At 73.1% G+C, this 26,934-nt stretch carries 22 protein-coding genes and 1 pseudogene; 9 read left to right on the forward strand and 14 right to left on the reverse strand.

Features of this window, described 5'->3' with window-relative positions:
- Nucleotides 1–166: 166 nt before the first annotated feature.
- The 4 genes and pseudogenes from ASC82_RS22310 to ASC82_RS22325 form a co-directional block, all read right to left on the reverse strand.
- The gene (locus ASC82_RS22310; protein WP_056650988.1) at nt 167–1,156 is read right to left on the reverse strand and encodes a malate dehydrogenase; all 990 of its coding nucleotides are present in this window, start codon (nt 1,154–1,156) and stop codon (nt 167–169) included.
- Nucleotides 1,157–1,485: 329 nt separating this feature from the next.
- Entirely contained in the window at nt 1,486–2,406 is a 921-nt protein-coding gene (locus ASC82_RS22315; protein WP_056650991.1) for an XRE family transcriptional regulator, read from the reverse strand.
- 236 nt (nt 2,407–2,642) lie between these two features.
- A pseudogene (locus ASC82_RS22320) lies at nt 2,643–3,020 on the reverse strand (DUF3017 domain-containing protein); the annotation flags it as partial.
- 97 nt (nt 3,021–3,117) lie between these two features.
- Nucleotides 3,118–3,978 (reverse strand): bifunctional methylenetetrahydrofolate dehydrogenase/methenyltetrahydrofolate cyclohydrolase, encoded by an 861-nt coding sequence (locus tag ASC82_RS22325; protein ID WP_024759217.1) that lies wholly within the window; start codon nt 3,976–3,978, stop codon nt 3,118–3,120.
- 250 nt (nt 3,979–4,228) lie between these two features.
- Between ASC82_RS22325 and ASC82_RS22330 the strand changes: the two genes are divergently transcribed.
- On the forward strand, nt 4,229–4,834 hold the full coding sequence (locus tag ASC82_RS22330; protein WP_056650996.1) for a hypothetical protein: 606 nt from the start codon (nt 4,229–4,231) through the stop codon (nt 4,832–4,834).
- Between the two features lie 86 nt (nt 4,835–4,920).
- On the opposite strand, the gene ASC82_RS22335 is transcribed toward ASC82_RS22330, so the two are convergent.
- Nucleotides 4,921–6,351 carry a DUF2079 domain-containing protein gene (locus ASC82_RS22335; protein WP_107105944.1) on the reverse strand — a complete coding sequence of 477 codons (1,431 nt, stop codon included), beginning with the start codon at nt 6,349–6,351 and terminating at the stop codon, nt 4,921–4,923.
- Nucleotides 6,352–6,552: 201 nt separating this feature from the next.
- On the opposite strand from ASC82_RS22335, the gene ASC82_RS22340 reads away from it, so the two are divergent.
- The 5 genes from ASC82_RS22340 (at nt 6,553) to ASC82_RS22360 (ending at nt 11,200) form a co-directional block, all read left to right on the forward strand.
- Entirely contained in the window at nt 6,553–7,374 is an 822-nt protein-coding gene (locus ASC82_RS22340; protein ID WP_056651003.1) for a hypothetical protein, read from the forward strand.
- Entirely contained in the window at nt 7,371–8,726 is a 1,356-nt protein-coding gene (locus ASC82_RS22345) for a protein kinase (protein WP_056651006.1), read from the forward strand. The genes ASC82_RS22340 and ASC82_RS22345 overlap by 4 nt, the downstream gene beginning before the upstream one ends.
- A 71-nt stretch (nt 8,727–8,797) precedes the next feature.
- Nucleotides 8,798–9,691, forward strand: coding sequence for a peptidoglycan DD-metalloendopeptidase family protein (locus tag ASC82_RS22350; protein ID WP_056651009.1), 894 nt, complete (start codon nt 8,798–8,800; stop codon nt 9,689–9,691).
- Between the two features lie 103 nt (nt 9,692–9,794).
- Entirely contained in the window at nt 9,795–10,700 is a 906-nt protein-coding gene (locus ASC82_RS22355) for a hypothetical protein (protein WP_056651011.1), read from the forward strand.
- Between the two features lie 41 nt (nt 10,701–10,741).
- On the forward strand, nt 10,742–11,200 hold the full coding sequence (locus ASC82_RS22360; RefSeq protein WP_056651015.1) for a hypothetical protein: 459 nt from the start codon (nt 10,742–10,744) through the stop codon (nt 11,198–11,200).
- A 92-nt stretch (nt 11,201–11,292) separates the two neighbouring features.
- Here ASC82_RS22360 and purH read toward each other — a convergent pair whose 3' ends face one another.
- Nucleotides 11,293–12,855: a bifunctional phosphoribosylaminoimidazolecarboxamide formyltransferase/IMP cyclohydrolase gene (gene purH, locus ASC82_RS22365; protein WP_056651018.1), complete on the reverse strand. Its 1,563-nt coding sequence runs from the start codon at nt 12,853–12,855 to the stop codon at nt 11,293–11,295.
- On the reverse strand, nt 12,852–13,466 hold the full coding sequence (gene purN, locus ASC82_RS22370; protein WP_024759545.1) for a phosphoribosylglycinamide formyltransferase: 615 nt from the start codon (nt 13,464–13,466) through the stop codon (nt 12,852–12,854). Before purN ends, purH begins: the two co-directional genes overlap by 4 nt.
- Nucleotides 13,467–13,788: 322 nt before the next feature.
- On the opposite strand from purN, the gene ASC82_RS22375 reads away from it, so the two are divergent.
- Nucleotides 13,789–14,565 (forward strand): hypothetical protein, encoded by a 777-nt coding sequence (locus tag ASC82_RS22375; RefSeq protein WP_056651021.1) that lies wholly within the window; start codon nt 13,789–13,791, stop codon nt 14,563–14,565.
- A 16-nt stretch (nt 14,566–14,581) separates the two neighbouring features.
- Here ASC82_RS22375 and ASC82_RS22380 read toward each other — a convergent pair whose 3' ends face one another.
- Complete coding sequence (locus tag ASC82_RS22380) at nt 14,582–16,129, reverse strand: DUF6350 family protein (protein WP_056651025.1); 1,548 nt, start codon at nt 16,127–16,129, stop codon at nt 14,582–14,584.
- Nucleotides 16,130–16,248: 119 nt separating this feature from the next.
- Here ASC82_RS22380 and ASC82_RS22385 point away from each other — a divergent pair, with 119 nt between their 5' ends.
- Nucleotides 16,249–17,601, forward strand: coding sequence for a helix-turn-helix domain-containing protein (locus ASC82_RS22385; protein WP_056651028.1), 1,353 nt, complete (start codon nt 16,249–16,251; stop codon nt 17,599–17,601).
- 105 nt (nt 17,602–17,706) lie between these two features.
- Here ASC82_RS22385 and sucD read toward each other — a convergent pair whose 3' ends face one another.
- The 6 genes from sucD to ASC82_RS22415 all read right to left on the reverse strand — a co-directional run bounded on the left by sucD (nt 17,707) and on the right by ASC82_RS22415 (nt 25,457).
- Nucleotides 17,707–18,591 (reverse strand): succinate--CoA ligase subunit alpha, encoded by an 885-nt coding sequence (sucD, locus tag ASC82_RS22390; protein WP_056651031.1) that lies wholly within the window; start codon nt 18,589–18,591, stop codon nt 17,707–17,709.
- 19 nt (nt 18,592–18,610) lie between these two features.
- Entirely contained in the window at nt 18,611–19,789 is a 1,179-nt protein-coding gene (sucC, locus tag ASC82_RS22395; protein ID WP_056651035.1) for an ADP-forming succinate--CoA ligase subunit beta, read from the reverse strand.
- A gap of 442 nt (nt 19,790–20,231) precedes the next feature.
- Nucleotides 20,232–21,392, reverse strand: coding sequence for a VWA domain-containing protein (locus ASC82_RS22400; RefSeq protein ID WP_056652406.1), 1,161 nt, complete (start codon nt 21,390–21,392; stop codon nt 20,232–20,234).
- A 44-nt stretch (nt 21,393–21,436) separates the two neighbouring features.
- The gene (locus ASC82_RS22405; protein WP_242427745.1) at nt 21,437–23,776 is read right to left on the reverse strand and encodes a DUF5682 family protein; all 2,340 of its coding nucleotides are present in this window, start codon (nt 23,774–23,776) and stop codon (nt 21,437–21,439) included.
- On the reverse strand, nt 23,773–24,930 hold the full coding sequence (locus ASC82_RS22410; RefSeq protein ID WP_056651037.1) for an AAA family ATPase: 1,158 nt from the start codon (nt 24,928–24,930) through the stop codon (nt 23,773–23,775). The genes ASC82_RS22405 and ASC82_RS22410 overlap by 4 nt, the downstream gene beginning before the upstream one ends.
- 113 nt (nt 24,931–25,043) lie before the next feature.
- Nucleotides 25,044–25,457: an MmpS family transport accessory protein gene (locus ASC82_RS22415; RefSeq protein ID WP_056651040.1), complete on the reverse strand. Its 414-nt coding sequence runs from the start codon at nt 25,455–25,457 to the stop codon at nt 25,044–25,046.
- Between the two features lie 124 nt (nt 25,458–25,581).
- Between ASC82_RS22415 and ASC82_RS22420 the strand changes: the two genes are divergently transcribed.
- The gene (locus tag ASC82_RS22420) at nt 25,582–26,928 is read left to right on the forward strand and encodes an SWIM zinc finger family protein (RefSeq protein ID WP_199862592.1); all 1,347 of its coding nucleotides are present in this window, start codon (nt 25,582–25,584) and stop codon (nt 26,926–26,928) included.
- The last annotated feature ends 6 nt before the right edge of the window (nt 26,929–26,934 follow it).

Here is a 26,934-nt window from a genome sequence, read left to right on the forward strand (position 1 = left end):
CGAGAAGACGGCGCGGAAGGCGGCACGAAGGGCGGCGCGGAAGGCGGCGCGAAAAGACGGCGCCCCCGGGCCGTACGGTCGGTCGTACGGTCCGGGGGCGCCGGGCATGTGATGCGCCGTCAGGCCGTCAGGCGGTCAGGCCGCCTTCGGGCTCTCGGGCAGCGGCTCAGATGAGGCCGAGCTCGCGGACCGCGTCGCGCTCCTCCGACAGCTCCTGCACGGAGGCATCGATGCGGGTGCGGGAGAACTCGTTGATGTCCAGGTTCTGGACGATCTCGTACTTGCCGTCGGTGCAGGTGACCGGGAAGGAGGAGATGAGGCCCTCGGGGACGCCGTAGGAGCCGTCCGACGGGATGCCCATGGAGGTCCAGTCGCCCGCGGCGGTGCCGTTGACCCACGTGTGGACGTGGTCGATGGCGGCGTTCGCGGCGGAGGCGGCGGAGGACGCGCCACGGGCCTCGATGATCGCGGCGCCGCGCTTGGCGACGGTCGGGATGAAGGTGTCGGCCAGCCACGCCTCGTCGGCGACGACCTCGGCGGCGTTCTTGCCGGCGATCTCCGCGTGGAAGATGTCCGGGTACTGGGTCGCCGAGTGGTTGCCCCAGATGGTGAGGCGCTTGATGTCCTCGACGGAGGCGCCGGTCTTCGCCGCGAGCTGCGAGAGCGCGCGGTTGTGGTCCAGGCGGGTCATCGCGGTGAAGCGCTCGGCCGGCACGTCCGGGGCGGCGGCCTGGGCGATCAGGGCGTTGGTGTTGGCCGGGTTGCCGACGACGAGGACCTTGATGTCGTCCGCGGCGTGGTCGTTGATGGCCTTGCCCTGCGGCTTGAAGATGCCGCCGTTGGCGGCGAGCAGGTCACCGCGCTCCATGCCCTTGGTACGGGGGCGGGCGCCGACGAGCAGCGCGACGTTGGCGCCCTCGAAGCCCTGGTTCGGGTCGTCGAAGATGTCGATGCCCTTGAGCAGCGGGAACGCGCAGTCGTCGAGCTCCATGGCGGTGCCCTCGGCGGCCTTCACGCCCTGCGGGATCTCGAGGAGGCGCAGCTTGACCGGCACGTCCGCGCCGAGCAGGTGGCCCGAGGCGATGCGGAAGAGCAGCGCGTAGCCGATCTGGCCGGCCGCGCCGGTGACGGTGACATTCACGGGAGTGCGGGTCATGGCGATCTCCGTAAGACAGCTGGCGGTGGGGGTCCCTGCCCCGGGTTCCGGACACCTCTCCGTGATCGACGATCGACGATCGATCAGCGTGATCGATCGGTGTCTCGACGTGAAGAGATTTCCAGCGGTCAGGCTATCCGACCCGGGGCCCCACGAACCCCCACCCCCTTGTGGTCCGGCTCACTGCCACCCGTCCGAGACCACGGGGGTCCGTCAGTTCGCGGTGCGGTGCTCGGTCGGTTCGCGGGTGCGCCGCGCGGTCGGTTCGCCGTGCAGTGCTCGGTCGGTTCGCCTTGCAGTGCTCGGTCAGTTCGCCGTGCAGTGCTCGGTCAGTTCGCGGTGCAGTGCTCGGTCCCGTCCGCGAGGGTGGCGCAGGCCGTCGCGTCGGTCCCGGCCGTGACCGCGAGCATCGGGGTGTACGCGTCGGTGTCGGCGCCCGCGCTCACCACCTCGGCGCGCCGGGTCGCTCCGCCGGCGCTCACCGTGACGGCGTCCCCCGGCGCGGCCCCGCTGATCCGGGCCCAGGCCGCCGCGCAGGTCGCGCTGTGCCGGACCTCGACCTGGACGGTCCCGACGCGGGTGCGGGCGACAGTGGTGGCGAGGGGCCCGCCACAGCCCATGGCCTCCGGGTCGCGGCCGGTGCAGCCGGCGCCCGCGCACTTCACCCCGGCGGGGAGGCTGGTGCTCGGCGCGGCGGTCGGGGTGGTCGGCGAGGGCGGGGTGACGGCGCGGTCGTCCGTACCGTCCGCGCCGCCGAGGTCGACGAGGAGGAGGGCGGCGGTGACGACGAGCAGGGCGCCGAGGGTCCCGACGGCGTAGAGGAGGAGGGGGCGACGGCGGGCCGCTGGGGGCGCGGGTGGCGGGGAGGCGACCGGGGCGGGGCCCGGTGCCGCGATCCGCCGGATCTGCATGGTCCGGTCGTCGGCGTCACTGGGGCGATCTGCGTCATCGACATCGACAGTGCCGCCATCGGGTCGGCCGCTCCTCGACCACCCCCGTTCGGCCCGCTCCCACTCCGCGGCGAGGTCCCCAGGATCCGTCCCGGTCACTTCCGCGAGCGCCGCCACCGCACTCCTGGGGACGGGCCGCCGTGCGTCCAGGCAGGCGTCCCACGTGGCCCGGTCGTGTCCGGTGCGCTCGGCGACGGCGGTGACGCCGAGACCGCTGCGGTCGATCAGCCGGCGGAGCCGCTCCGTGAACGCCCTGACGTCCGGGTCGAGTTCGTCCGACAGCGCCTTCCAGCCAGGCATGTACGCCCCCCTTGTCCGCGACCTCCCCTGCGTTCTCGAAGGATGGCAGCTCCGAGGGCGATCCGCGCCCCGGATGCGGAGGCGAGGTGGCGGAATGGTCACTTCCGTGACACAGCGAGCGGCCTGAACTTGCTCCAGGTTGGCGCGTACATGACTCTTGATCGCAGCGGCGCCCGCCCTCCCACGGGGGAGAGGGCGGGCGCCGTACACGAATCAGTGCCGCTACGTCACCGTTCCTACGTCACGGTGAGATGGAGGATGTCCTCCAGGAACGGGATCCGCAGCCAGGGTTTCGGCTGCACCATGAGCGCGAGCAGCACGATCAGGCCGCCCATGACCCCGTACGTGATCATGTCCGTGAAGCGGGACCGCACGGCCAGCATGCCGACGGACGGCACCACCCGGCGCATCACGGCGCCGAGGAGCAGGGCCGCGCCGACCGCCATCGTGCCCACCCGGAAGGCATGCGGGAACGGGTCCGTGCCGACCACGACGAGGCCGAGACCGGCGAGGACGAGCACGGTGAGCAGGGGCCACTGACGCGCGGGCGCGGAGGCGTCGCGGGGCGCCGCCCGGCCGCCGCCCTCGGGCCGCGCCGTGTCGGTGGTGAGGCTGGGCGGCGGGCGGCGGATGCCGCCCTTGGCGGGCTCGCTCCCGGCCGACTCGCCCTCGGTGGCCCCGCTCCCTGGGGCCCCACCCTCGGCGGCCATGTCAGAGCGCCGCGGCCGCGCGCTCGGCGGCCTCGACGACGTTCACGAGGAGCTGGGCGCGGGTCATCGGGCCGACGCCGCCGGGGTTCGGGGAGATCCAGCCGGCGACCTCCGCGACACCGGGGTCCACGTCGCCGAGGATCTTGCCCTCGCCGTTGCGCGAGACGCCGACGTCGAGGACGGCCGCGCCCGGCTTCACGTCCTCGGGCTTGATGAGGTGCGGGACGCCGGCCGCCGCCACGATGATGTCGGCGTTGCGCAGGTGCGCCGAGAGGTCCCGGGTGCCGGTGTGGCACTGCGTCACGGTCGCGTTCTCGGAGCGGCGGGTGAGGATGAGCGGCATCGGGCGGCCGATGGTGACGCCGCGGCCGACGACCACGACCTCAGCGCCGTTGATCTCCACGCCGTGCGCGCGGAGCAGGGTGATGACGCCGTTCGGCGTGCAGGGCAGCGGGGCGGGCTCGTTGAGCACGAGACGGCCGAGGTTGGTCGGGTGCAGGCCGTCCGCGTCCTTGGCCGGGTCCATCAGCTCCAGGATGCGGTTCTCGTCGATGCCCTTGGGCAGCGGGAGCTGGACGATGTAACCGGTGCAGGTCGGGTCCTCGTTGAGCTCCCGTACGACCGCCTCGATCTCCTCCTGCGTGGCGGTGGCCGGAAGGTGACGCTGGATGGAGGCGATGCCGACCTGAGCGCAGTCGCGGTGCTTGCCCGCCACGTACTTCTGGCTGGCCGGGTCGTCGCCGACGAGGACGGTGCCCAGGCCGGGCGTGACGCCCTGCTCCTTGAGGGCCGCCACACGGACGGTCAGTTCGGACTTGATCGCGGCTGCGGTGGCCTTGCCATCGAGAATCTGGGCACTCATGGAGACATCCTCCCGGATGACCCCCGCCTTGTTCCAATTCGCTCCCGCCGGGCGGCTCGTCATACCGGGCGACAGATTGCACTTGCACAACTCCGCCGCGTATCGACTGGACAAAAAGTCGACGGTACGACAACGATGACCTGCGAAGTACCGCGGAAAGTGCCGGGGGGAAATCCGCTCAAATGCCGTGAAAGTCCTCCGCGCGGGCCGCGTCGTCCCCGCACAGAAAACTTCACGGAGGAATCCCGCGATGAGCTTCGGCGACTCGAACAACCCCTACGGCCAGCCCCAGGGCCAGCCGCAGCAGCCCGGCTACGGCTACCCGCAGCAGGCCCCGCAGGGCGTACCGCCGCAGCAGGGATACGGCTACCCGGCGGCCCCGCCGGTCTCCCCGTACGGCGGCGGCGGTTACCCGGCCGCGGTCACGGAGATGCCGGGCACCGTCAAGGCCGCCCGCGTCATGCTCTTCGTCATCGGCGGTCTGCAGATGATCGGCGTGATCTTCGGTGTGCTCGGCGCGCTGAGCATCGCCGCCGCGAAGAACGACCCGCAGCTGAAGGACGACGTCCAGTTCCAGCAGATCGCCGACATGTCGTCCGGCGCCGTCTGGGGCTTCACCGCGCTCATCCTGGCCTGGGGCGTCCTCGCGATCGTCCTCGGTGCCAAGTTCGGCAGCGGCGGCAACGGCATCCGCATCACGGCGATGGTCTTCGCGATCATCACCGCCATCTTCGGTCTCTACCCGTTCGTGGTCATCGGTCTCGCGCACACCGTGATGGCCGTCCTGATCGCGGTCTTCGTGGGCAAGTCGGACGGCGGCGCCTGGTTCAACCGCAACAAGCAGCCGCAGTACTGAGCCGAACGCCGAGGGGCCGGGTTCCGTACGGAAAGTACGGGACCCGGCCCCTTCGCCGTTCCCGGCGAACAAGACGTGCCTACCGGCTACACCCTCTTGAGCACCGCGAACCCGTCCGACCGGTACGTGATCTCGTACCGCGCCTCCGGATGCAGTTGCGAAGCCAGCTGCGCCGGGTCCGTGACCTGCTGCGACCAGCCGCGCAGGTCGAAGGCGAGGTAGTCCGGGGTGGCGCCCTTCGACGTGCCCACCCAGTAGACCCGGTGGTCCGCCGTGAGGTGGGCGAGGAGCGAGACGTCCGCCTCCACGCTCGCGCCCTCCGGCACCGCGTCCACCGCCGCCCGCGCCTGCTCGGCCCGGGCGTCCGTGCGGTACGTCTCCGACTTCGTCAGCTCCCGCAGCGGCAGGTCCATGGCGAGCACGAGCGCGACCGCCGTCGCGACGGGGACGACGACCTTCCCGTACGCGACGAGCCAGGCGCGCGGCGAGGTGCGCACGGACCGGGCCGCGTCCACGAGGGCCAGGAAGACCACCGGCATGAGGATGGCGCTGTAGTGCCAGTGCATGCCCCAGTGGTTGGAGTCCTGGGAGAGGAAGCGCCAGCCCAGGGTGGGCAGGACGAGCAGGATCAGCGGGGAGCGCAGGGCGAGGAAGCCGACGATCGCGAGCAGGAAGAACACCATCTCCCAGCGCTCGCCGGAGACGAGGGCGTCGCCGATGACCTGCCCGATGGAGGTCTCGGTGCCCTGGCCCGTCTTCTCGATCTTGGACCAGTAGTCGTACTCCCCGACCCGGCTCGCCGCCGGGATCAGGACGAGGACCGTGAGGGCGAAGGCCGCCACGCCGAAGCCGGCGAGGGCGGCACCCAGCCGCTTCTGGCCCTTGATGAAGAGGACCGCGCCGACCATGGAGACGGTGAGCCCCATGTCCTCCTTGACGAGGACGAGCGGGGCGGACCAGGCGACGGCCGTGGTCCAGCGCCCGAGGATCAGGGCCCGGCAGGTCAGGGCCAGCATCGGGACGGCGAAGGCGATCTCGTGGAAGTCGGACTTGACGGCTTCCTGGAGCCCCCAGGAGAGCCCGTACGCGATCGTGAGCCCGATGCCGGCGGCCCGGCTGCCGAGGATCTGCTGGGTGGTGCGGCCGACGACGACCGCGGAGGCGGCGAAGAGCGCCGCCTGCCCGAAGAGCAGGGATGCGGGCGAGGGCCAGATCCAGTAGAGGGGCGCGAGCAGTGCGGTGACCGGGCTGAAGTGGTCGCCGAGTATGTGGAAGCCGGGGCCCTTGATGTCGACGACGGGCGCCCGGAACTCCGCGTACGCCCTGACGGACTGCCCGAAGATCCCGAGGTCCCAGGAGGGGGTGAGGAAGTGCGAGTACTGCACCCAGGAGTAGAGGAAGTACAGACCGCAGAGGACGGCCGCGAGGATCAGATAGGGCCTGAGCGGTGCCGGGGAAAGGCCGTCCGACGCTTCGGCGTCGGTGGTATCCGCAGCGGGCCTGTTCAGTACGTCCAACACCACGTCCCCCACAACCGGCGGCCGACAAAAGAGCAACCCATTAGACCAGAGTCCACCCGATCGGCGGATCCGTCGCCGCCGGGCGGAACCTCCCCCCGCGGCCGCGCTCTTCTCCGTAAGCGGTACGTGACGTTCTGCATTCGTTTATCGCCGCTTCCTACCCTGACCCGCACGCAGACCTCGGGGAAAGGAAGCGTCATGTACAGCATCATCGTGGTGCCCGCACCGGACACCGGCCCCGGGAGCCAGATCAGGCTGGCGCCCGGCGAGAGGCTCCACTTCGGCCGCACCGCCCCGCGATCGACAGCCCCGCGGACGGCCGGGGCACCGCGCCATCTGGACATCCCCCATCCCGGGGTGTCCCGCACCGCCGGCGAGATCGGTGCGACGGCGAGCTACTGGACGCTCAGCAACTTCAGCGCGGCCTCGACCTACGTCGTCGAGAACCCGGAGGGCGCCGGAGAGCACATCAAGATCGCGCCGGGCCGGGTCGACGCCCCCGTGCCGTTCGAGTTCTCCCGGGTCGTGCTGCCCGCGGGCGGCGACCTGCTCGACTTCAGCGTCTGGGCGCCGCGCCACGACTACGTGGAGCGCGCCCGCTCCGCCTCCGCCGAGGACGGCGAGCCGACCGCGCTCGCCTTCCCCCTCGACCGCTCGAAGCGGTACTTCCTCGTCCTCGCCGCGCTCTGCGAGACGCGCCTGCGCGGCGCCCCGCACGCGCCGCTGCCGACGGTCGACCGGATCGTGGAGCGGCTGCGGCCGCTGTGGCCCGCGGTGAACCGCGCCTCGGTGCAGTGGAACATCGACTACCTGGCGGTGAAGTTACGGCTCAAGCCGGGCCCGGACACGGCCGACGCGGGCCCGCGCCTCAACGGCAAGAAGGAGTCGCTGGTCTCGCTCGCGCTCCGCTTCGACCTGGTCCGCGAGGACGACCTGACGACGCTGACCACCCCCCGCCCGGTCCGTGCGACCTCGCTGCCCGCTCCGACCCCTCCGGCCCTGCCGGAGGCGGCGCGGTGAACGGCTTCCCGCTGATCGTGCCGACCGGATACGAGGTCGGCGACTGGACGATCGAGCGCCCGCTGGGCGCCGGCGCGTTCGGCAGCGTGTACGCGGCGGCCCGCCGCACCGACGACCGGGACGAGCTCCCCGCCCGGGCCGCGCTCAAGTTCCTCCCCACCGGCACCCACACCCCGCGCCAGCTGCGCCACCTGCGCGACCTCGCCGACCGCGAGGTCGACCTGCTGAGGCGGCTCCGCTCGCCGCGCCTGATCCGCCTGTACGAAACCCTGACGGTCGACGACCCGGCGCACCCAGAGCTGGACGGCGCCACCGTCCTCGTACTGGAGGAGGCGGAGCGACCGCTCCAGTCGCTGCTCTCGGACACCGCCGCGCCGCCGCCGTCCGGCCCCGCGCTGCTCGTCCAGATCTGCGAGGGCCTGCACCAGCTCCACACGGCGGGCTGGGTGCACGGCGACCTCAAGCCGGGCAACGTCCTGCTGATGAAGGACGGCAGCGTCCGGCTCGGCGACTTCAGCACCGCGAGCGAACTGGAAGGCACCCACGCCTACGCCGCCGGCTTCGCCACACCCGACTACACGCCGCCCGAGCTGCTCTGGTCGGAGGTCGGCGACCGCGGCACACGGATCCGCCCCAGCGCCGACGTCTGGGCCTTCGGCGTCCTGACCCACACCGTCCTGACCGGCACCTCACCCCTCCCCGGCGGCACGCCGACCGCCCGCCGGGACGCCGCCCTCCGCTACGCCCGCGGCGAGGAGGAACTCCGCCTCTCCCCCGCACTCCCGCCCGTGTGGCGCGACATCGTCACCGACTGCCTGAGCCGCACCCACGAGGAACGGGTAGCCCATGACGCGCGGTCCGTGCTCCGCCGGGTCCGGGAGGCGGCGGCGGGCCGGATGCCGCGCCGCCGGCGCCGCGGCCGACGGCTCGTCCCCCTCCTCGCCGCCTCCCTGGCGACCCTGACGGCGGCGGGCCTCGGCCTGAACGCACTCCTCGACCGGCAGGACGGACGGAACACCGCGGCGGGGTACGAGCGGTGCGCGCCGGGTTACGTCTGCTTCTTCTCCGAGGAGGGCGGGAGGGGCGAGATGTGTGCCTGGGAGAACGACGACCCCGAGTGGTTCGACGGCGACACGGTCTGCGCGTGGGCACGGAAGGACGGGCCGCGCTCGGTGTTCAACAACGGCGCCGCCGACTCCCGGGGCTTCGTCCACGTCTCCTTGTTCGCGAAGAACGACCTCAAGGACGGCCTGGGCTGCGTACGGCAGGGCGGGCGGCGCGACCTCGCGCTGTCCCGGCCGATCGCCTCCCACACGTGGACGAAGACGTGCGAGGAGTCCGTGGCCCTCTGATGTCCGAGTACGGCCGTCGGGCCGAACCTCGGGACGGTGGACCCACCTGACCGCGAGAAGGGAGCACGAACGTGTCCTCCGCACGACTGCGCACCGCACTCCTGACCTTCCTGATGGCTCTTGGCCTGACCCTCGGGCTCGGCGCCACCACGGCCGGCGCCACCGCCTCGGCCGAGGCCGCCGCCCCGCCCGCCGGGAAGCCGGACTTCCAGCTGCCGTTCGCCTGCGGCACCACGTGGCAGCTCGACACCTGGGACCACACTCCGGCGCTCGACATCGTCAAGGAGGGCAACCCCGGCTCCGACGGCCTGCCCGTCTACGCCTCCGCGCCGGGCACGGTCTCGGCCGCCTACTGGAACAACGGCTCGGGCAACACCCTCCAGATCAGCCACGGCAACGGCTGGTTCACCGCGTACTACCACCTCCAGGAAGCACCGGACGCGTACGTGAAGGTCGGCAGCCAGGTCACCGGCGCCACCCAGATCGGCCGCGTCGGCAAGTCGGGCGCGGCCGGCGACTGGGCCCACCTCCACTACGAGCAGCGCTACCTGGCCTCCGGCACGTTCACGGACGAGACCCACCGCAAGCCCGTCCACTTCGGCGGGGCCGAGTACAGCGGGGCCGGGCGCCAGTGGTCGAGCGTCACGAGCGTCAACTGCGCTCAGCCCCAGACCACCCCGTACCAGCCGTGGAACTGCCCCAACGGCTCCGTCTGCTTCTTCTCCGAGACGGGCGGCAAGGGCACGGTCTGCAAGACCGACAGGAACGTGCCGGCGAGCACCTGCGGCCTGCGCAAGTCCTTCTTCAACAACGGCCACCCGGAGGCCGGCGGCGACCACGTGTACGTCTCCTTCACGGAGGGCGGCACGTCCTGCCTCCACCACGGCTGGGCGGACGGCCGGGGCGACTTCGCCGCCGGCGGCCGGACGATCAAGGCCGTGACCTGGGGCGGCGAGTGCCCCTGACCCTCTCCTAGGAGTTACGAGGTACCCCGCTCCGGGCCGCGCCGCAAAGGTGTGACCGGGCCGCACAAACGGTGCGGCCCGGTCACCCGGGGGGCTCGGAACCATGACGTCCACGTTCGTTCGCGCCTGCGCCGTCGCCCTGGTCCTCATGACCGCGGCGACCGGCTGCACGGACCGGCCGGCCACCGGAACCGGCCCCGGCCCGGGGGTCGGTGCCGGCACCGACCCCCGCCCCGAAGTCTCCGACACCGACCGCGCGTTGCTCCATCACACGGAGCAGGTGCTCGTCGAGCGCTGCATGCGGGCCAAGGGATTCTCGTACCGGGCCGGAGCGCGTCCGACGCCGGACGAGAGCTTCACCGTCGGCTATCTGCTGACGGACGCGGCCTGGGCGCGGAGGAACGGCTACGGCAGCCGGATCGCCGCGAGGGTCCTCGCGGCGCGGAAGACGGACCCGAACCTGCTGTACGTCGACGGGCTGCCGCCCGAGCGGCGCGCGGCCTACCGCACGGCCCTGGACGGCGGCGCCGGAGCGCGGACGCTCTCGGTGGAGGCACCCGGCGGAGGAACGATCGGCCGTCGGCTCGGGGGCTGCGAGGAGACCGCCCAGAACCGGCTGTACGGCGACCCGGCGGCCTGGTTCCGGGCCGCCAAGACCGCGACCAACCTGACCCGGCTGTACGTGTCGAAGCTGAGCCGCGACCCGGAGTTCACCAGCGCCCAGGCAGCCTGGGCGGCCTGCATGCGCCGGGCCGGCCACCCGTACGCGACCCCGTCGGCCGCCCGGGCCGCGCTCCCCACGAGCGGGCCCGAGGACACGGACTTCGCCGCCGAGGTACGCCTCGCGACGGCCGAGGCCGAGTGCGCCGGTTCCTCGGGCTTCGCCCGCACCGGGACGGCCCTGGAGCGCCGGTACGTCGACGGGCTGCGCGGCGAGTACGGCGACGAGCTCGACGCGTACGCGCGACTGGAGCACGAGGCGCTGGTCCGCGCCCGCTCCCTCACATGAGCTCCCGCGGCGCGAGGCCGCGGGCGAACGGAGGAGGAACCATGAAGCGTCTCATCGGAAGCGCCGCGGCGGTGCTGGGCCTGGCGGCCGGCTCCGTACTGATCGGTTCGCCGGCACAGGCGTCGACCGCGTGCGACAACTTCTACAACAACACGGCCCGGTCCGGGTACATGTACGCGTGGAACCTGCCCAACTGTTCCGGCCTGCTCGGCGGGGACGTGGACAACGACGCCGACTGGGGCGACTCCTCCGGGTCCTTCCAGGGAAGCGACACCAACAACGCCGAGTCCGTCATGAACAAGGGGACGGGCAGTACGTACCACATCGTCCGATTCTACGACTACACGGCCTACAACACGCCCAACGGCTACGGCTGCCTGCACCCGGGCGAGTACTACGCGAGCGACCTGCGGGACAACAAGCTCAGCGACGGCGGTCCGGCCGCCAACAGCATCAGCTCGCACAACTGGGTCTCCAGCTGCGACCACTGGCTCGACTGATCCACGCGCCACACCTCACGCACCACGCACGGGCSGCCCGCCCGTCATCGATCAGCGTCAGTGATCAGTGCTGACTGCTGAGTGCTGAGTGCTCAGTGGAAGAAGTGACGCGTACCGGTGAAGTACATCGTCACGCCCGCCTTCTTCGCGGCCTCCACGACCTGCTCGTCACGGACCGAGCCGCCCGGCTGCACGACCGCCTTCACGCCGGCGGCCGTGAGGATCTCCAGGCCGTCGGGGAAGGGGAAGAAGGCGTCCGAGGCGGCGTACGCACCGGCCGCCCGCTCCTCGCCCGCCCGCTCGACGGCCAGCTTCGCGGAGTCGACGCGGTTGACCTGGCCCATGCCGACGCCGACCGAGGCGCCGTCCTTGGAGAGCAGGATCGCGTTGGACTTGACCGCGCGGCAGGCCTTCCAGGCGAAGGCGAGCTCGGCGAGCTCCTCGGCGGACAGGGCCTCGCCGGTCGCCAGGGTCCAGTTCGCCGGGTCGTCGCCCTCGGCCTGGAGGCGGTCGGTGACCTGGAGCAGCGCGCCGCCGTCGATCGGCTTGACCTCGACCGGGTTGGCCGGGGCGCCGTCGGCGCGGAGCACGCGGATGTTCTTCTTCTTGGCCAGGACCTCGACGGCGCCGTCCTCGTAGCCGGGGGCCACGATGACCTCGGTGAAGATCTCGGCGACCTGCTCGGCCATCTCGACCGACACCGGGCGGTTGACGGCGATGACGCCGCCGAACGCGGACAGCGGGTCGCAGGCGTGCGCCTTGCGGTGGGCCTCGGCGACGTCGGCGCCGATCGCGATGCCGCACGGGTTGGCGTGCTTGATGATCGCGACGCAGGGCTCGGAGTGGTCGTACGCGGCCCGGCGCGCGGCGTCGGTGTCCGTGAAGTTGTTGTAGGACATCTCCTTGCCGTGCAGCTGCTCGGCCTTGGCGAGGCCGCCCGTGCCGTCGACGTAGAGCGCGGCGCCCTGGTGCGGGTTCTCGCCGTAGCGCAGGACGTTGGAGCGCTCGTACGTGTGGCCGAGGAAGTCGGGGAAGCCCGAGTCGTCGGCGGCGGCGTAGTCCGCGGCGAACCAGGAGGCGACGGCCACGTCGTACGCGGCGGTGTGCTGGAAGGCCTGAGCGGCGAACCGCTTGCGCAGGCCCAGATTGGACCCGCCCTCCTTGACCGCCAGGAGGACCGCGTCGTACGCGCCCGGGTCGGTGACGACCAGGACCGACGGGTGGTTCTTGGCGGCGGCGCGGACCATCGACGGGCCGCCGATGTCGATCTGCTCGACGCACTCGTCCGGGGTGGCGCCGGAGGCGACGGTCTCCTTGAACGGGTACAGGTTCACGACGACCAGGTCGAAGGGCTCGACGCCCAGCTCGGCGAGCTGGTTGCGGTGGTCCTCCAGGCGCAGGTCGGCGAGGATGCCGGCGTGCACGCGCGGGTGCAGCGTCTTGACGCGGCCGTCCAGGCACTCGGGGAAGCCGGTCAGCTCCTCGACCTTGGTGACCGGGATGCCGGCGGCGGCGATCTTCGCGGCGGTGGAGCCGGTGGAGACGAGGGCGACACCCGCCTCGTGCAGGCCGCGGGCCAGCTTCTCCAGGCCGGTCTTGTCGTAGACGCTGACGAGTGCGCGGCGGATGGGGCGCGTCGTACCTTCGGCGGTCACGGGATTGTTACCTTTCGTCCCTCAATGCGGTAGCCGTGCCGGGCCAGACGCCCCACGACCTCGACGAGCAGCGAGCGCTCGACTTCCTTGATGCGCTCATGGAGCGCGCTTTCATCGTCCTCGTCCCGGACCTCGACCACGCCCTGGGCGATGATCGGGCCGGTGTCGACACCGTCGTCGACGAAGTGGACGGTGCACCCGGTGACCTTCGCGCCGTACGCGAGGGCGTCACGCACCCCGTGGGCACCGGGAAAACTGGGCAGCAGCGCCGGGTGGGTGTTGACGACCCGGCCGCCGAAGCGGGCGAGGAACTCCTTGCCGACGATCTTCATGAACCCGGCCGAGACCACGAGGTCCGGCTCGTGGGCGGCGGTCGCCTCGGTCAGGGCGCGGTCCCACTCCTCGCGGGTCGCGTGGTCCTTGACGCGGCAGACGTAGGTGGGCAGCCCGGCGCGCTCGGCGCGCTCCAGACCGACGATCCCGTCACGGTCCGCACCGACGGCGACGACCTCGGCCCCGTACCCCTCGGGGTCGGCGGCGATGGCGTCGAGGAGGGCCTGGAGGTTGGTACCGGAACCGGAGACCAGGACGACGAGGCGGGCGGCAGCCACTGGGTCACTCTTTCCGTGGTGTTTGTGCGGTCGTACGAACGAATCGTGTCGCTCGATACGGGGAACCCTACGAATGGCTCGACCGTCAGCAACGATACCGGCACACCGGACGGCCCCCACGGGACGGGGGCGGAGCAGGGCGGTAGCGTCAGGGTCCGACGCCGGACAGACAACGGACGAGACACCGGACGAGACACCGGACAAGACGCCGGACGCCGGAACGAGATGCCGAGCACGGCACGCAGCAAGGCACGACGAAGAGACAGCAGCGAGACCGCGGGTGCGGCCGCGGTCGCGACGACAGAGGGAAGACGTCCAGCACATGCCGGAGCGCCAGTCCACGAACGACAACAACCCGTTCGCGCCGCCGCCCGAGGGCCGGCCGGATCAGCCGTGGCAGCCGCGGCGACCGGAGGGTTCGGGCGACGACGCGTCCGGTTCCTCGGGGTCGCCGGACGCTTCGGGATCGGAGCCGGGCGAGCCTTCCGGCTCGTCCGGTGCGTCCGACGGCCGCTGGAGCCCGCGCCAGCCGGGCCGTTCGACGGACGGCTTCGGCCGGGATCCCGATCGCCGCGGAGGCCCGGAGGGCGGGCCGGGCCAGGGCGGGCCCGGGCGCGAGAAGGGGATGCGGTGGGATCCGACGGACCCCGCGCAGCGGCGGGCTCGCTACGCGATCCTCTCGGGCATGTGGGCGTTCTTCTTCGCCATCTTCGAGATCCCGGAGCTGGCGCTGCTGCTCGGCGCCCTCGGGCTCTACTGGGCCATCAGCTCGCTGCGGATGAAGCCGAAGGAGCCGGCGCCGGCCGCCGAAGGCGCGCTGTCGGCGACGTCGCCGGACGCGCCCACCGCCCCGCCCGTCACACCCGGCTCCGCGCCGGTGCCCGCCACGGCGCCCGTCCGCTCGATGCGGACGGCCGCGATCAGCGGTCTGGTGGCGGCGAGCGTGGCCCTGATGATCGTCGCGGTCGGCTTCACCATGCAGCTCGTCTACGCGGACTTCTACGAGTGCCGTGACGACGCCCTGACCCACGCGGGCCAGCTGGCCTGCAACGACCTCCTGCCGAAGCCGCTGCGCGCGGGCTTCGGCGTGCGGGAGTAGCGCGGGAGCCGGTCTTTCAGGCCTTGGGGTCCGGCGGCGGCGGGGAGGGCTCCCACGCCGCCGGGAGGTAGTCGTACGGCTCGTAGCCCGGATCGTCGTCCAGGTCGAGGTCCAGGGCCGGAGCGGAGGCGGGGGCAGGAACCGGCGTCGAGGCAGGGGGCGTCGGGGCTGCGGCGGCCCGGGGGCCGGGATCGGTCCCCGTGGCCTGCGGCGCCGGGCCGCCCGGAGCGGCGTCCGGTGCCGCGTCCGGCTGCGCCTCCAGGTCGAAGGGCTCCCCGATTCCCGTCCCCGAGGGCGCGCTCGCCGATACGGATGCCGGTACGGGTACGGAGGCGGGTGCCGGCACGGACAGCGGCAGCGGCAGGGGCTTCGGGCGCAGCGCCCGGCGGCCCCAGGCTCGTACCGTCAAGGCCACCGGTACCCCGAGACAGGCACCCCACAGCACCGTCGCCGCGCCCGCCTGCCACCACACCGGGCCGAAGGCGGACAGCCGACCGGAGCCGAGCGGGCCGCCCGCGGCGGCCGCGAGGACGGCCACGGCCGCACCGCACCCCCAGGCGCTCGCCAGCGCCGTCAGGGCCGCGTCCCGGGCCTGCCAGCCCTTGGCCGTGCGGCCCACGCGCCAGCCCTGCACCAGGGTCGCGGCCAGCGGGACCGCGGCGGCCGCCCAGTGGACCCACGTACCGCGCCCCTCGGCGGGCAGCGCCGCCAGGAGCGGGAACGACGGCACGGCCGGGTCGCCGGCGAGACCGAGCGGGGTCGCGAGCACGCCCGTACCGAGGGTGAAGCCGGGACCGAGACCGTACGCCGCTCCCCACACGGCCGCGTTCGGCAGGAGCGCCAGGACGAGGAGCAGGACCGCCGCCCGCCCCGACCACTCCCCCGCGAGGCCCGTGAAGGCGGCCTGCGCCTCACCCGCGTGCCAGGCCAGCGAGACGGCGGCGAGCACCGCGCCGCCGCCGCACAGCGTCACGAGCCCGAGCCCCGTCGCGCGCAGGGCGGCCGCCGCCTGCCGCTGTCCGGGCAGCGGGCGGCCGAGCGCCGTCCAGACGCCCGCTCCCGCCGCACCGAGGACGACGGCGGGCAGCCACAGGCCTGCGGTGATCAGGTCGGCGGGCAGCGGGCCGCTCTCGCTGTAGACCACCACGACCGCCGCGACCAGGAGGTATCCCCCGGCCACCGCGGCCACCGTGCCGCTCGGGGAAGGGCGCGGCCGGTCGCCGTCGTCCCCCGGGTCGAGGGTGTCGCGGGCGGCCCGGTGGACGAGCCAGACGGGCAGGGCGGCGAGGAGCATCGGCGCGATGCCGAGGGGCGCGGGCAGGCCGGACAGCGTGTCCGTACGGACCACGTCCACGCCGTGGGCGAGGAGCCAGAGCCCGGAGGCGACGTGCAGGGCGCCGCCGGGGCCGCCGTCGGGGTACGGGGAGCTGATCCAGGCCGCGGTCACCAGGACGGCGAGGGCGCCGAGACCGAGCCCGGCGGCGACTCCGCCGCGGACGCAGGCGGTGGCCAGGGCGGCGGAACGGCCGCCTTGGACCAGGGAGTGCTCGGTCGGATGGGTCACGGGGCCATGCTGCCAACGACACGCGCTTAAGCCGCGTAACAGGCAAACCTCCGCTGTGTCGCTCAAGATACGTTTATGTACTTTTCCGCCCATAGCAGCTCTGCGGGAGGTCGACGCCGATGAGCCGGAGCACCACGGATTCCGCATCCTCCGTCACCCTGCCGACACCGAAGGAGCGGCGCAGGTTGCGTGAGGCCCTCGCCCTGAGCGAGGAGCAGGTCGCCGAGGCCATGGGCGTCACGAAGGCCACCGTCAAGGCCTGGGAGACCGGGCGCTCGTCCCCACGGGGGCGCAAGCGCGAGGCGTACGCGAAGCTGCTCGGCGCGAGCGAGGCGGCGGAGGCCATCCGCGCGTCCTCGGGTACTCCCACTGGCGTATCCGATGCATCCAGTGCACCCGGTGCATCAGCGTCTGCGAAGCCCGACCCCGAGCCCCAGCCCGCACCGGCGCCCGTCAAGCCCGTCCCCCGCGAGCCCGTGTTCCCCTCCGTCAACGTCCGGCCCAAGGCCGCCGTCAAGCGGGCGGCCAAGCCGCCGGGGCCGCCCTCCGCCGTACGGGCCGTCGCCCCCGGCCCGGCCCGCAAAGGCGCCCCGAAGCCGCAGGAACGCCTGAAACCGGCCGCTGCGGAGCCCGCCCCGGCCCCGGAGCCGGCCGGGCCGCCCGCCGCGCCGGGCCTCACCCCCGAGGAGGCCTTCGACGCTCTGTACGCGCACGCCGCGCCCGGCCTCGTCCACCAGACCTACCTGCTCACGGGGCGCCGCCGGCTCTCCCGCGAGTCCGTCGAGTACGCGTTCCACCACGCCTGGGAGCACTGGCCCGAGGTCGCCGTCGACGCGGACCCGGTGGGCTGGGTGCGGGCGACGGCGTACGAGTACGCCCTCTCCCCCTGGCACCGGCTGCGGCGCGCCCACAAGCACCCCGACTCCCCGCCGACCGAGGCGAACCGGCGGGCGCTGCTCGCCGCGCTGCTCGAACTGCCGCCGCCGTACCGCCGTACCGTCCTCCTCTACGACGGGCTCGGCCTCGACCTGCCGGACACGGCCGCCGAGACGGAGGCGAGCACCCCCGCCGCCGCCAACCGGCTGCTGCACGCCCGTACGGTCCTCGGGCAGCGGATCCCCGAGCTCGCCGAACCGGAGGCCCTGCACCGGCGGCTGCGCGAGCTGGTCTCCGAGGCTCCGACGGCGACCCTCCCGGCGGCGCGCGTGGTCCGGACGGGCAGCGAGCGGCGAACCCGCAGGTGGACGCGGACGGCGCTCGGGGTGACGGCGGTCCTCATCTGCGCGACGGCCTTCACGGCGGCGACCGCGCCGACGCGCTACCTGCCCGTGGAGGTCCCCGGCGAGACCGTCAACGGGGTGCCGGTGCGCGGCGGCCCGCAGAAGCTCGGCCCGGAGGACGTCGAGCTCCGCGACCGGCTCCGGTCCCAGCCGAACCCGGGTCCGGAGCGGCTGATCCCGTCGGCCGAGTAAGCCGGTGACCCACGTACGCGAGTGGGCCCCGCCCCCGCCCGGTTTCCCGGGAGGGGCGGGGCCCACTCGCGTATGACTGCTGGTGTCGCTGTCCTACGGCTGGTGTCAGCCCGCGAGGATGGCGCGCGCCAGCTTGGCCGTCTCGGTCGGCGTCTTGCCGACCTTGACGCCCGCGGCCTCAAGGGCCTCCTTCTTCGCCTGGGCGGTGCCGGAGGAGCCGGAGACGATGGCGCCGGCGTGGCCCATGGTCTTGCCCTCGGGCGCGGTGAAGCCCGCGACGTAGCCGACGACCGGCTTGGTGACGTTGGCCTTGATGAAGTCGGCCGCACGCTCCTCGGCGTCGCCGCCGATCTCGCCGATCATGACGATCAGGTCGGTCTCGGGGTCCGCCTCGAACGCCGCGAGGGCGTCGATGTGCGTGGTGCCGATGACCGGGTCGCCACCGATGCCGACGGCGGACGAGAAGCCGATGTCACGGAGCTCGTACATCATCTGGTACGTCAGCGTGCCGGACTTCGAGACCAGGCCGATGCGGCCCGGCTTCGTGATGTCGCCCGGGATGATGCCGGCGTTGGACTGGCCCGGGGTGATGAGACCGGGGCAGTTCGGGCCGATGATCCGGGTCTTGTTGCCCTTCGACTGCGCGTACGCCCAGAAGGCGGCGGAGTCGTGGACGGCGATGCCCTCGGTGATCACGACGGCCAGCGGGATCTCGGCGTCGATCGCCTCGACCACGGCGGCCTTCGCGAAGGCCGGCGGGACGAAGAGGACGGACACGTCGGCGCCCGTCTCCTTCATCGCCTCGGCGACGGAGCCGAAGACCGGGACCTCGGTGCCGTCGAAGTCGACGGTCGTGCCGGCCTTGCGCGGGTTCACGCCGCCGACGATGTTGGTGCCGTCACCCAGCATGAGCTTGGTGTGCTTCATGCCCGTGGCACCGGTCATGCCCTGGACGATGACCTTGCTGTCCTTGGTCAGGAAGATAGCCATGGTGTTCTGACCTCGTCCCTTACTTCGCAGCCGCGAGCTCGGCGGCCTTGTCGGCCGCGCCGTCCATGGTGTCCACGCGCTGCACGAGCGGGTGGTTCGCGTCCGACAGGATCTTGCGACCCAGCTCCGCGTTGTTGCCGTCGAGACGCACGACCAGCGGCTTGGTGACCTCTTCGCCCTTCGAGGCGAGGAGCTCCAGCGCCTGGACGATGCCGTTGGCGACCTCGTCACAGGCGGTGATGCCACCGAAGACGTTGACGAACACGGACTTGACGTCCGGGTCGCCCAGGATGATCTCCAGGCCGTTCGCCATGACCTCGGCGGAGGCGCCGCCACCGATGTCGAGGAAGTTGGCCGGCTTCACGCCGCCGTGGTTCTCACCGGCGTACGCGACGACGTCCAGGGTCGACATGACCAGGCCGGCGCCGTTGCCGATGATGCCGACCTCGCCGTCGAGCTTGACGTAGTTGAGGTTCTTGGCCTTGGCGGCAGCCTCGAGCGGGTTGGCTGCGGCCTTGTCCTCGAGGGCCTCGTGGTCGGGCTGGCGGAACTCGGCGTTCTCGTCGAGAGACACCTTGCCGTCCAGGGCCAGGATGCGGCCGTCCTTGGTCTTCACCAGCGGGTTGACCTCGACGAGGAGCGCGTCCTCGGCGACGAAGGTGTCCCACAGGGTGACCATGGCCTCGGCGACGCCCTCGGCCACCTCGGCCGGGAACTTCGCCAGGGCGACGATCTCGCGCGCCTTGTCGATGTTCACGCCCTCGACGGCGTTGACCGGGACCTTCGCGAGGGCCTCGGGGGTCTTCTCCGCGACCTCCTCGATGTCCATGCCGCCCTGCACCGACGCCATCGCGAGGAAGGTGCGGTTGGTGCGGTCGAGGAGGTACGAGACGTAGTACTCCGCCTCGATCTCCGGGGACAGCTCGGCGATCATCACCTTGTGGACCGTGTGGCCCTTGATGTCCATCCCGAGGATGTCCGTCGCACGGGCGACGGCCTCGTCCGGGGTGGCGGCCAGCTTGACGCCGCCGGCCTTGCCACGGCCACCGACCTTTACCTGCGCCTTGACGACCGACTTGCCGCCAAGACGCTCGGTGGCCTCGCGCGCCGCCTCAGGCGTGTCGATGACTTCACCGGCCAGCACCGGTACACCGTGCTTGGCGAAGAGGTCCCTCGCCTGGTACTCGAACAGGTCCACGCGCGTCCGTCCCTTTTCTGATGATCGCGGTTCGTTGTCTGCGTGGGCGTGCCGCGAAGGGCAACGTGACTGCGCTGTCACAAGGGAGGCGTACACGGTGACCGTGGACGCGGCATGTCCGTCTCGCAGGTTATCCCCGAGGGACGTAGGTCCCTAAATCGCAGGTCACAACGGAGCGGTGATACGGGTCACAGAATGTAGGGGGCACGGGGCGGTCCGTAGGGGTTGCGGAGTAAGGGCATCCGCCCTTCGCAGCAGGCGGGGACTGGGCTCCCGGCCCCTCACGACGCGCCGGACGGCGAAGTGAGGGCCTCTCGGAGGGCTGTGTGATATGGGCCTCAGTCACCCCCGGAGCACCCGTGCGAGTGGTCCTGAGGCTGCGGATTCCGCACCCGCCGGACGGGCGACGCCACCCGCCGCGGGCAGGCCTGCGCCGCCGCGGTCAGGCGGTCGGTATCGGCAGCGGGCGCTTCTCCAGGGCGGCGGCCATGATCTCGGGGAAGAGATCGGGAGTGCAGGCGAAGGCGGGGACGCCGAGCGCGGCGAGCGCCGCGGCGTGGTCGCGGTCGTAGGCGGGGGCGCCCTCGTCGGAGAGGGCGAGCAGCGCGACGAACTGGACGCCGGAGGCCTTCATCGCCGCGACCCGCTTCAGCATCTCGTCGCGGATGCCCCCCTCGTACAGGTCGCTGATGAGGACGACCACGGTGTCGGCGGGGCGGCCGATCTTCGCCTGGCAGTGGGCGAGGGCGCGGTTGATGTCGGTGCCGCCCCCGAGCTGGGTGCCGAAGAGGACGTCGACCGGGTCGTCGAGCCGGTCGGTCAGGTCGACGACGGCCGTGTCGAAGACGACGAGCCGGGTGGCGATCGACCGCATGGAGGCGAGCACCGCGCCGAAGACCGAGGCGTAGACGACGGAGGCCGCCATGGAGCCGGACTGGTCGATGCAGAGCACGACCTCCTTCCGCACGGCGCGGGAGGAGCGGCCGTGGCCGACGAGCCGCTCGGGGACGACAGTGCGGTGCTCGGGCAGGTAGTTCTTGAGGTTGGCGCGGATGGTGCGGTCCCAGTCGATGTCCCGGTGCCGGGGGCGGCTGATCCGGGCCGAGCGGTCGAGGGCGCCGGTGAGGGTGGCGCGGGTGCGGGTCGCGAGGCGCTTCTCCAGGTCGTCGACGACCTTCCGCACGACGGCCCGCGCGGTCTCCCTGGTGGTCTCCGGCATGGCCTTGTTGAGGGAGAGGAGGGTGCCGACGAGGTGGACGTCGGCCTCGACGGCGTCGAGCATCTCCGGCTCCAGGAGGAGCGTGGCGAGGCCGAGCCGGTCGATGGCGTCGCGCTGCATGACCTGGACGACGGAGCTGGGGAAGTACGTCCGGATGTCGCCGAGCCAGCGGGCGACGGAGGGCGCGGAGCCGCCGAGCCCGCCCGAGCGGTCCCTTCCCTTGGCGTCGGGCCTGCTCTCGCGGCCGTAGAGCGCGGTGAGGGCGCCGTCCATGGCGGCATCGGTGCCGGTGAGCGCGCGGCCGGTGCCGTCGGCTTCCCCGCCGCCCAGGACCAGCCGCCAGCGGCGCAGCCGCTCGTCGTCGGTCGTCGTGCCGCCGTTCATGCCGGCGTTCGTGCCACCGTTCGTGCCTCCGTTCGTGCCTCCGTTCATGCCGTGACCTCCGTGCCGAGGATGAGGTGAAGGAGCGGGAGGACGGCGTCCGCCCGCTCCCGGTCGAGTGCGGCGGCGAAGCCCGGGACGCCACCGGGCGTCGCGCGGCCGGGCCCGTCGGGCTGCGGGCCGCGCGCGACGAGCTCGCCGAGGGTGCGGCGGACACCGGGCTCGTACGCGGAGAAGGTGCGGCGCAGCAGCGGCAGGACGTCGGTGAAGGCCGCGGGCGGTACGGAGGTGAGCCAGGTGTCGATCAGGCCGAGGAGCCGCTCGTCGTGGACGAGGAGCAGTCCGCCACCGGAGGCTCCGCCGGCGAAGCCCTCGATCCAGGCGGCGGCGTCCTGGGGCGGGGCGCCGGGCGAGAGGGCGCGGCTCATGAGCGGCGCGGCCTCGTCCTCGGTGATCCGTCCGTCGTCGAGGAGCAGGCGGGCGGCCCGGCCGCGCAGGACGCCGGGGACGCGGTCGCGCCGGGCGAGCCGGTGCAGGACGCCCGCCCAGCGGTCGGCGGGCCGTGCGGTGTCCGGCAGCAGGACGAGCGCCTGGTGGACCTCGTCGATCCGGTCGCGCATGGCGGTGGCGGCGTCGGCGTCGAGCCCCGCGCAGGCGGGTGGCAGGCCGACGCAGATCCGCTCGGCGAGCCCGGCGGCGACCTCGGCGAGGGCGGCGGTGTCGGTGCCGCGGACGTCGCCGTAGCGCAGGGAGCGGGCCAGGGCCGGGAGGGCCTGGGCGAGGTGGGTGACGTCGGTGTCGAGGGCGGCGCGGTCGGCGAGGGCCCGCATCACGACGGGCAGGGCGTCGGCGAGTCCGGCGAGGAGGCACTGCTCGGCGAGGGCGGTGATGTCGGCGAGGGCGGTCGCGGCGAGGGCGCGGGACTCGGCCTTGGCGGTGGCGGCGGCCTCGACGGTGGTGCCCCAGACTCCGGCCTCGGCGACCTGGACGTGCAGCTCGGGCTCCCAGCGCAGCCGCCAGGTCTCCCGGAAGGTGCCGGTGCCGGCCCGGCCGGCGGCCGGGACGCCCCAGTCGACGCCGAGGAGTCGCAGCCGGTGCAGCAGTCGGCTGCGGGCGCCGTCGGTCTCCTTGCGGAGGTCGAGGTCGAGCTCGCGCTCCTGCGCCTCGGGCTTGAGGCGCAGGGAGCGCTGGAGGCGGCTCAGGTCGCGCTGGAGGGGTACGGCGGGGGCGCCGGCCGGGACCTCGCCGAGGACGTCGCCGACGACGAGGCGGTCGCGGACGAGGTCGAGCGGCACGTCGGAGCCCTCGCAGAGGACGGCGCGGACGGCGTCCGTGGTCTCGTCGAGTCCGGGGTGCGGGCGGCCGCGCAGGGCGGCGAGGGTCTCGGCGAGCCGGACGGCCTCGATGACGTGGGCGGTGGAGACGAGGTGGTCCTCCGCCCTGAGGAGTCCGGCGACCTTGGTCATCCAGCGCTCGACGGGCCGGTCGGGGGCGGTGAAGAGGTGGCCGTACCAGCCGGGTGCCTGGATGCCCGCGCCGTAGCCGGAGCGCCGGGCGAGCCTGCGGTGGGTCCAGGGGACCCAGGTGAGCTCGGTCTTCACCTTGGGCAGGCCCTTGAGGAGGGCGCGGTCGGCGGCGACGGTGGTCTTCCGGGTGAGGGCGGGGACGTGCCAGGCGCCGCAGACGACGGCGACCTCGTCGCCGAACTCCTTGTGGGCGGCGCGCAGCTGGAGCCGCATGTACGCCTCGCGGACGAGGTCGCGGGGGTGGCCGCCGTGTCCGTACGCCTCGCGCAGGGCGCCCATGGCCTCGGCGAGGGCCTCGAACGGCGCGGTGGGGTCGCCGTCGCGCAGTTCGACGACGTCCTCCCACCACTGCTCGGCGTCCTGGTGCCCGGCGGTCCTGGCGAGTTCGGCGAGGGGGTCGATCCGGAGCCCGGCGGCTTCGGCCCCGCCGCCGTCGGCGCCCTCGCCGTCGGACCAGGTGGGGTCGGCGGCGGCGAGGGTGTGGGTGGCGGGCAGGTCGACGAACCGGACGGCGGCGCCCCGGTCGAGGGCCCAGCGGATCGCGACCCACTCGGGCGAGAACTCGGCCATGGGCCAGAAGGCGGCCCGCCCGGGGTCGTCCACGGCGTGGGCGAGCAGGGCGACGGGCGGCCGCATGGACGGGTCCCCTGCGAGGGCGACGAGGGCGTCGGCCTCGGCGGGTCCTTCGACGAGCACGACGGCCGGCTTCTCCGCCTCCAGGGCGGCCCGCACGGCGCGGGCCGAGCCGGGCCCGTGGTGCCGCACCCCGAGCAGCAGGGGCCGCCCGCGCCGCCCGCCGTCCCCGGCCCTGATCGCGCCCCGGCCGGGGGCGGGACCCGGGGCCGTGGTGGTGGGTGTCATGCGCTCACCTCGCGGCAGGCGCGGTAGAAGTCCTTCCAGCCGTCTCTCTCCCTGACCACGGTCTCCAGGTACTCCTGCCAGACGACCCGGTCGGCCGCCGGGTCGCGGACGACGGCGCCGAGGATGCCGGCGGCGATGTCCCCGGGGCGCAGGACGCCGTCGCCGAAGTGGGCGGCGAGCGCGAGGCCGCCCGTGACGACGGAGATGGCCTCGGCCGTGGAGAGCGTCCCCGAGGGGGACTTGACCTTGGTCCGCCCGTCGGCGGTGACGCCGTCCCGCAGCTCGCGGAAGACGGTGACGACGCGGCGGATCTCGTCCGCTCCGGCCGGCACGGCCGGCAGGTCGAGGGAGCGCCCGATCTGCTCGACGCGCCGGGAGACGATGTCGACCTCGGCCTCGGGGGTCGCGGGCAACGGCAGCACGACGGTGTTGAAGCGGCGGCGCAGCGCGCTGGAGAGTTCGTTGACGCCCCGGTCGCGGTCGTTGGCCGTGGCGATGAGGTTGAAGCCGGGGACGGCCTGCACCTCCTGGCCCAGTTCCGGGATCGGCAGGGTCTTCTCGGACAGGATCGTGATGAGCGTGTCCTGCACGTCGGCGGGGATGCGGGTGAGCTCCTCGACGCGGGCGGTCATGCCCCGCGCCATCGCCCGCATCACGGGGCTCGGCACGAGGGCGTCGCGGCTGGGGCCGTGGGCGAGGAGCCGCGCGTAGTTCCAGCCGTACCGGACGGCTTCCTCGGGCGTGCCCGCGGTGCCCTGGACGAGGAGGGTGGAGTCACCGCTGACGGCGGCGGCGAGGTGCTCGGAGACCCAGGTCTTCGCGGTGCCGGGGACGCCGAGCAGGAGGAGCGCCCGGTCGGTGGCGAGTGTGGTGACGGCGACTTCGACGATGCGGCGCGGTCCCACGTACTTGGGCGTGATCACCGTCCCGTCGGGGAGCGTGCCGCCGAGGAGATAGGTGGCGACGGCCCAGGGCGAGAGGTGCCAGCGGGCGGGCCGCGGGCGGTCGTCGGCGGCGGCGAGTGCGGTGAGTTCGTCGGCGAAGGCGTGCTCGGCGTGCGGCCTCAGGGCCTCGGCGGCGGCCTCGGGCAGGCCCGGTCCGGTGTCCGTCTCGACACCGGAACCGGGCTGCGCGACAGTTTCGGGCACGGTCATGGATCCCCCTCAGATCGTTCGACCTGTTGTGCGATCCACGGTGCACCATCCCACTGACAATCGGCCTTCACCGCTGGTCAGGGGCCTTGCGGGGCAGGCGGGGTGAGGGTGCGTCAGCCGACGACCGGGGAGACGGCCACGCAGCCGCCCGCCATCGCCTGCTCGCCCTTCGACTCCTTGATGACCTTGCCCTGGTAGACGATCTTGCAGGTGAGGCTCGCAGGGTCGAGCGAGATGGGCATGACGGCCGGCGGCATGATGCCGTGCAGCTTCACCGTCTTCTTCCACGGCACGGCCGGCTTCTTCTCCGACTCGACCTGCGGCGCCACGGCGGTGCCGTCGCCGGCGTGGAAGTCGATGGACTCGACGCTCTTGCCGCTGACCTCGTACGTGACCTCATAGGCCTCGGTGACGGACTTGTCGACCTGGTCGACGGCCTTCTCCGCGGCCTCCGAACAGGCCCCGAGGCCGAGGGCGAGCCCGGCGACGGCGAGGGCCGCGACGGCGGTACGGGTGGTGCGCTTCATGAGGTGGATCCCCCTGGTGGTGCTGATCTTGGGTCACGCGCAGAAAATCTTAAAGAAAGGGTAAAGTCAAATCCCTTTCCTCAGGCCAGGGGCGTTGTCAGTGGCGGCGTCTACGGTCGGTGACATGAATGCCATGGGGGTGCGCTGGACGGCTGATCAGGTGCTGGCACTGGCTCCTGACGAGGCCTCACGCAGAGCGGGGAGCAGGCTCGGCACGGCCGGGGTGTGGTCGGGCACGGGGTGCGGCGACGGGGCCGTCTGGGGCGTCTGTGCGGGCAGTGGCGGCCGGTCGTACGAGACGGTCGTCGACCTCACAGGACCCGCGTACACCTGCGCGTGCCCCAGCCGGAAGTTCCCCTGCAAGCACGCGCTGGGACTGCTGCTGCTCCACGCCTCCGACGGGACGGCGGTCGCGGAGGGCACCCCGCCGGAGTGGGCGGGACCGTGGCTCGCGAAGCGCCGGGAGCGCGCGGAAGCCCCTTCTCGGCCGGCCGGGACGGGCGCCTCCGGGGCCACCGCGGATCCCGAGGCCGCGCGCCGCAGGGCCGAGCGCAGGGCCGCCCGGATCACCGCGGGCGCGCAGGAGCTGGAGCAGCGGCTCGCCGACCTGATGCGCGGCGGCCTCGCCACGGCCGAGCAGGCCGGGTACGGCCTGTGGGAGGAGACCGCGGCCCGCATGGTCGACGCCCAGGCGCCGGGACTCGCGGGCCGGGTCAGGGAGCTCGGCGCGATACCGGGCTCGGGCCCCGGCTGGCCCGTGCGGCTCCTGGAGGAGTGCGCCCTGACGCACCTCCTCGACCGGGCCTGGCTCGCCGCCGACCGGCTGCCCGCCGACTTCGCCGCGACCGTACGGACCCGGGTCGGCCTCACCGCCCCGGCCGACGGCGCCCCGGTGCGCGACCACTGGCTCGTCCTCGCGCAGTACGACACGGCCGACGCCCGGCTGACCACCCGGCGGGTCTGGATGTACGGCACCTCGACCGGACGGACGGCGCTCCTCCTCTCCTTCGGCGCGGCCGGCCGGGCCCCCGGTCTGGCGCTTCCCGTGGGCGCGCTCCTCGACGGCGAGCTGACCCCGCACTCCGGCGCGGGGCGGCTGCGCGCGGAGCCGGGCGAGCACTTCGTCCCGGTCGACGCCCCCGTCTCCCCGCCGCCGGGCGGACCGGTGGGCGAGGCCCTCGGCGCGTACGGGCGCGCGCTGAGCGACGACCCGTGGCTGGACTCCTGGCCCGTGACGCTCCGCCAGGTCGTCCCCACGCGGGCGGAGTACGGCTGGCAGCTCGCCGACGCGGACGGCCGCGAGGCCCTGCCGCTGACGCCCGCCGCGCAGAACCGGCCCGGACTCTGGCGCCTCGTCGCCCTCTCCGGCGGCGCCCCCCTGACCGTCTTCGGCGAGTGCGGCCACCGGGGGTTCACCCCACTCGCCGCCTGGTCGCCGGAGGCCCCGGCCGAGACGGTCCCCCTCATATGACGGCCC

The sequence above is a fragment of the Streptomyces sp. Root431 genome (assembly GCF_001426585.1).
Lineage (GTDB): Bacteria > Actinomycetota > Actinomycetes > Streptomycetales > Streptomycetaceae > Streptomyces > Streptomyces stackebrandtii.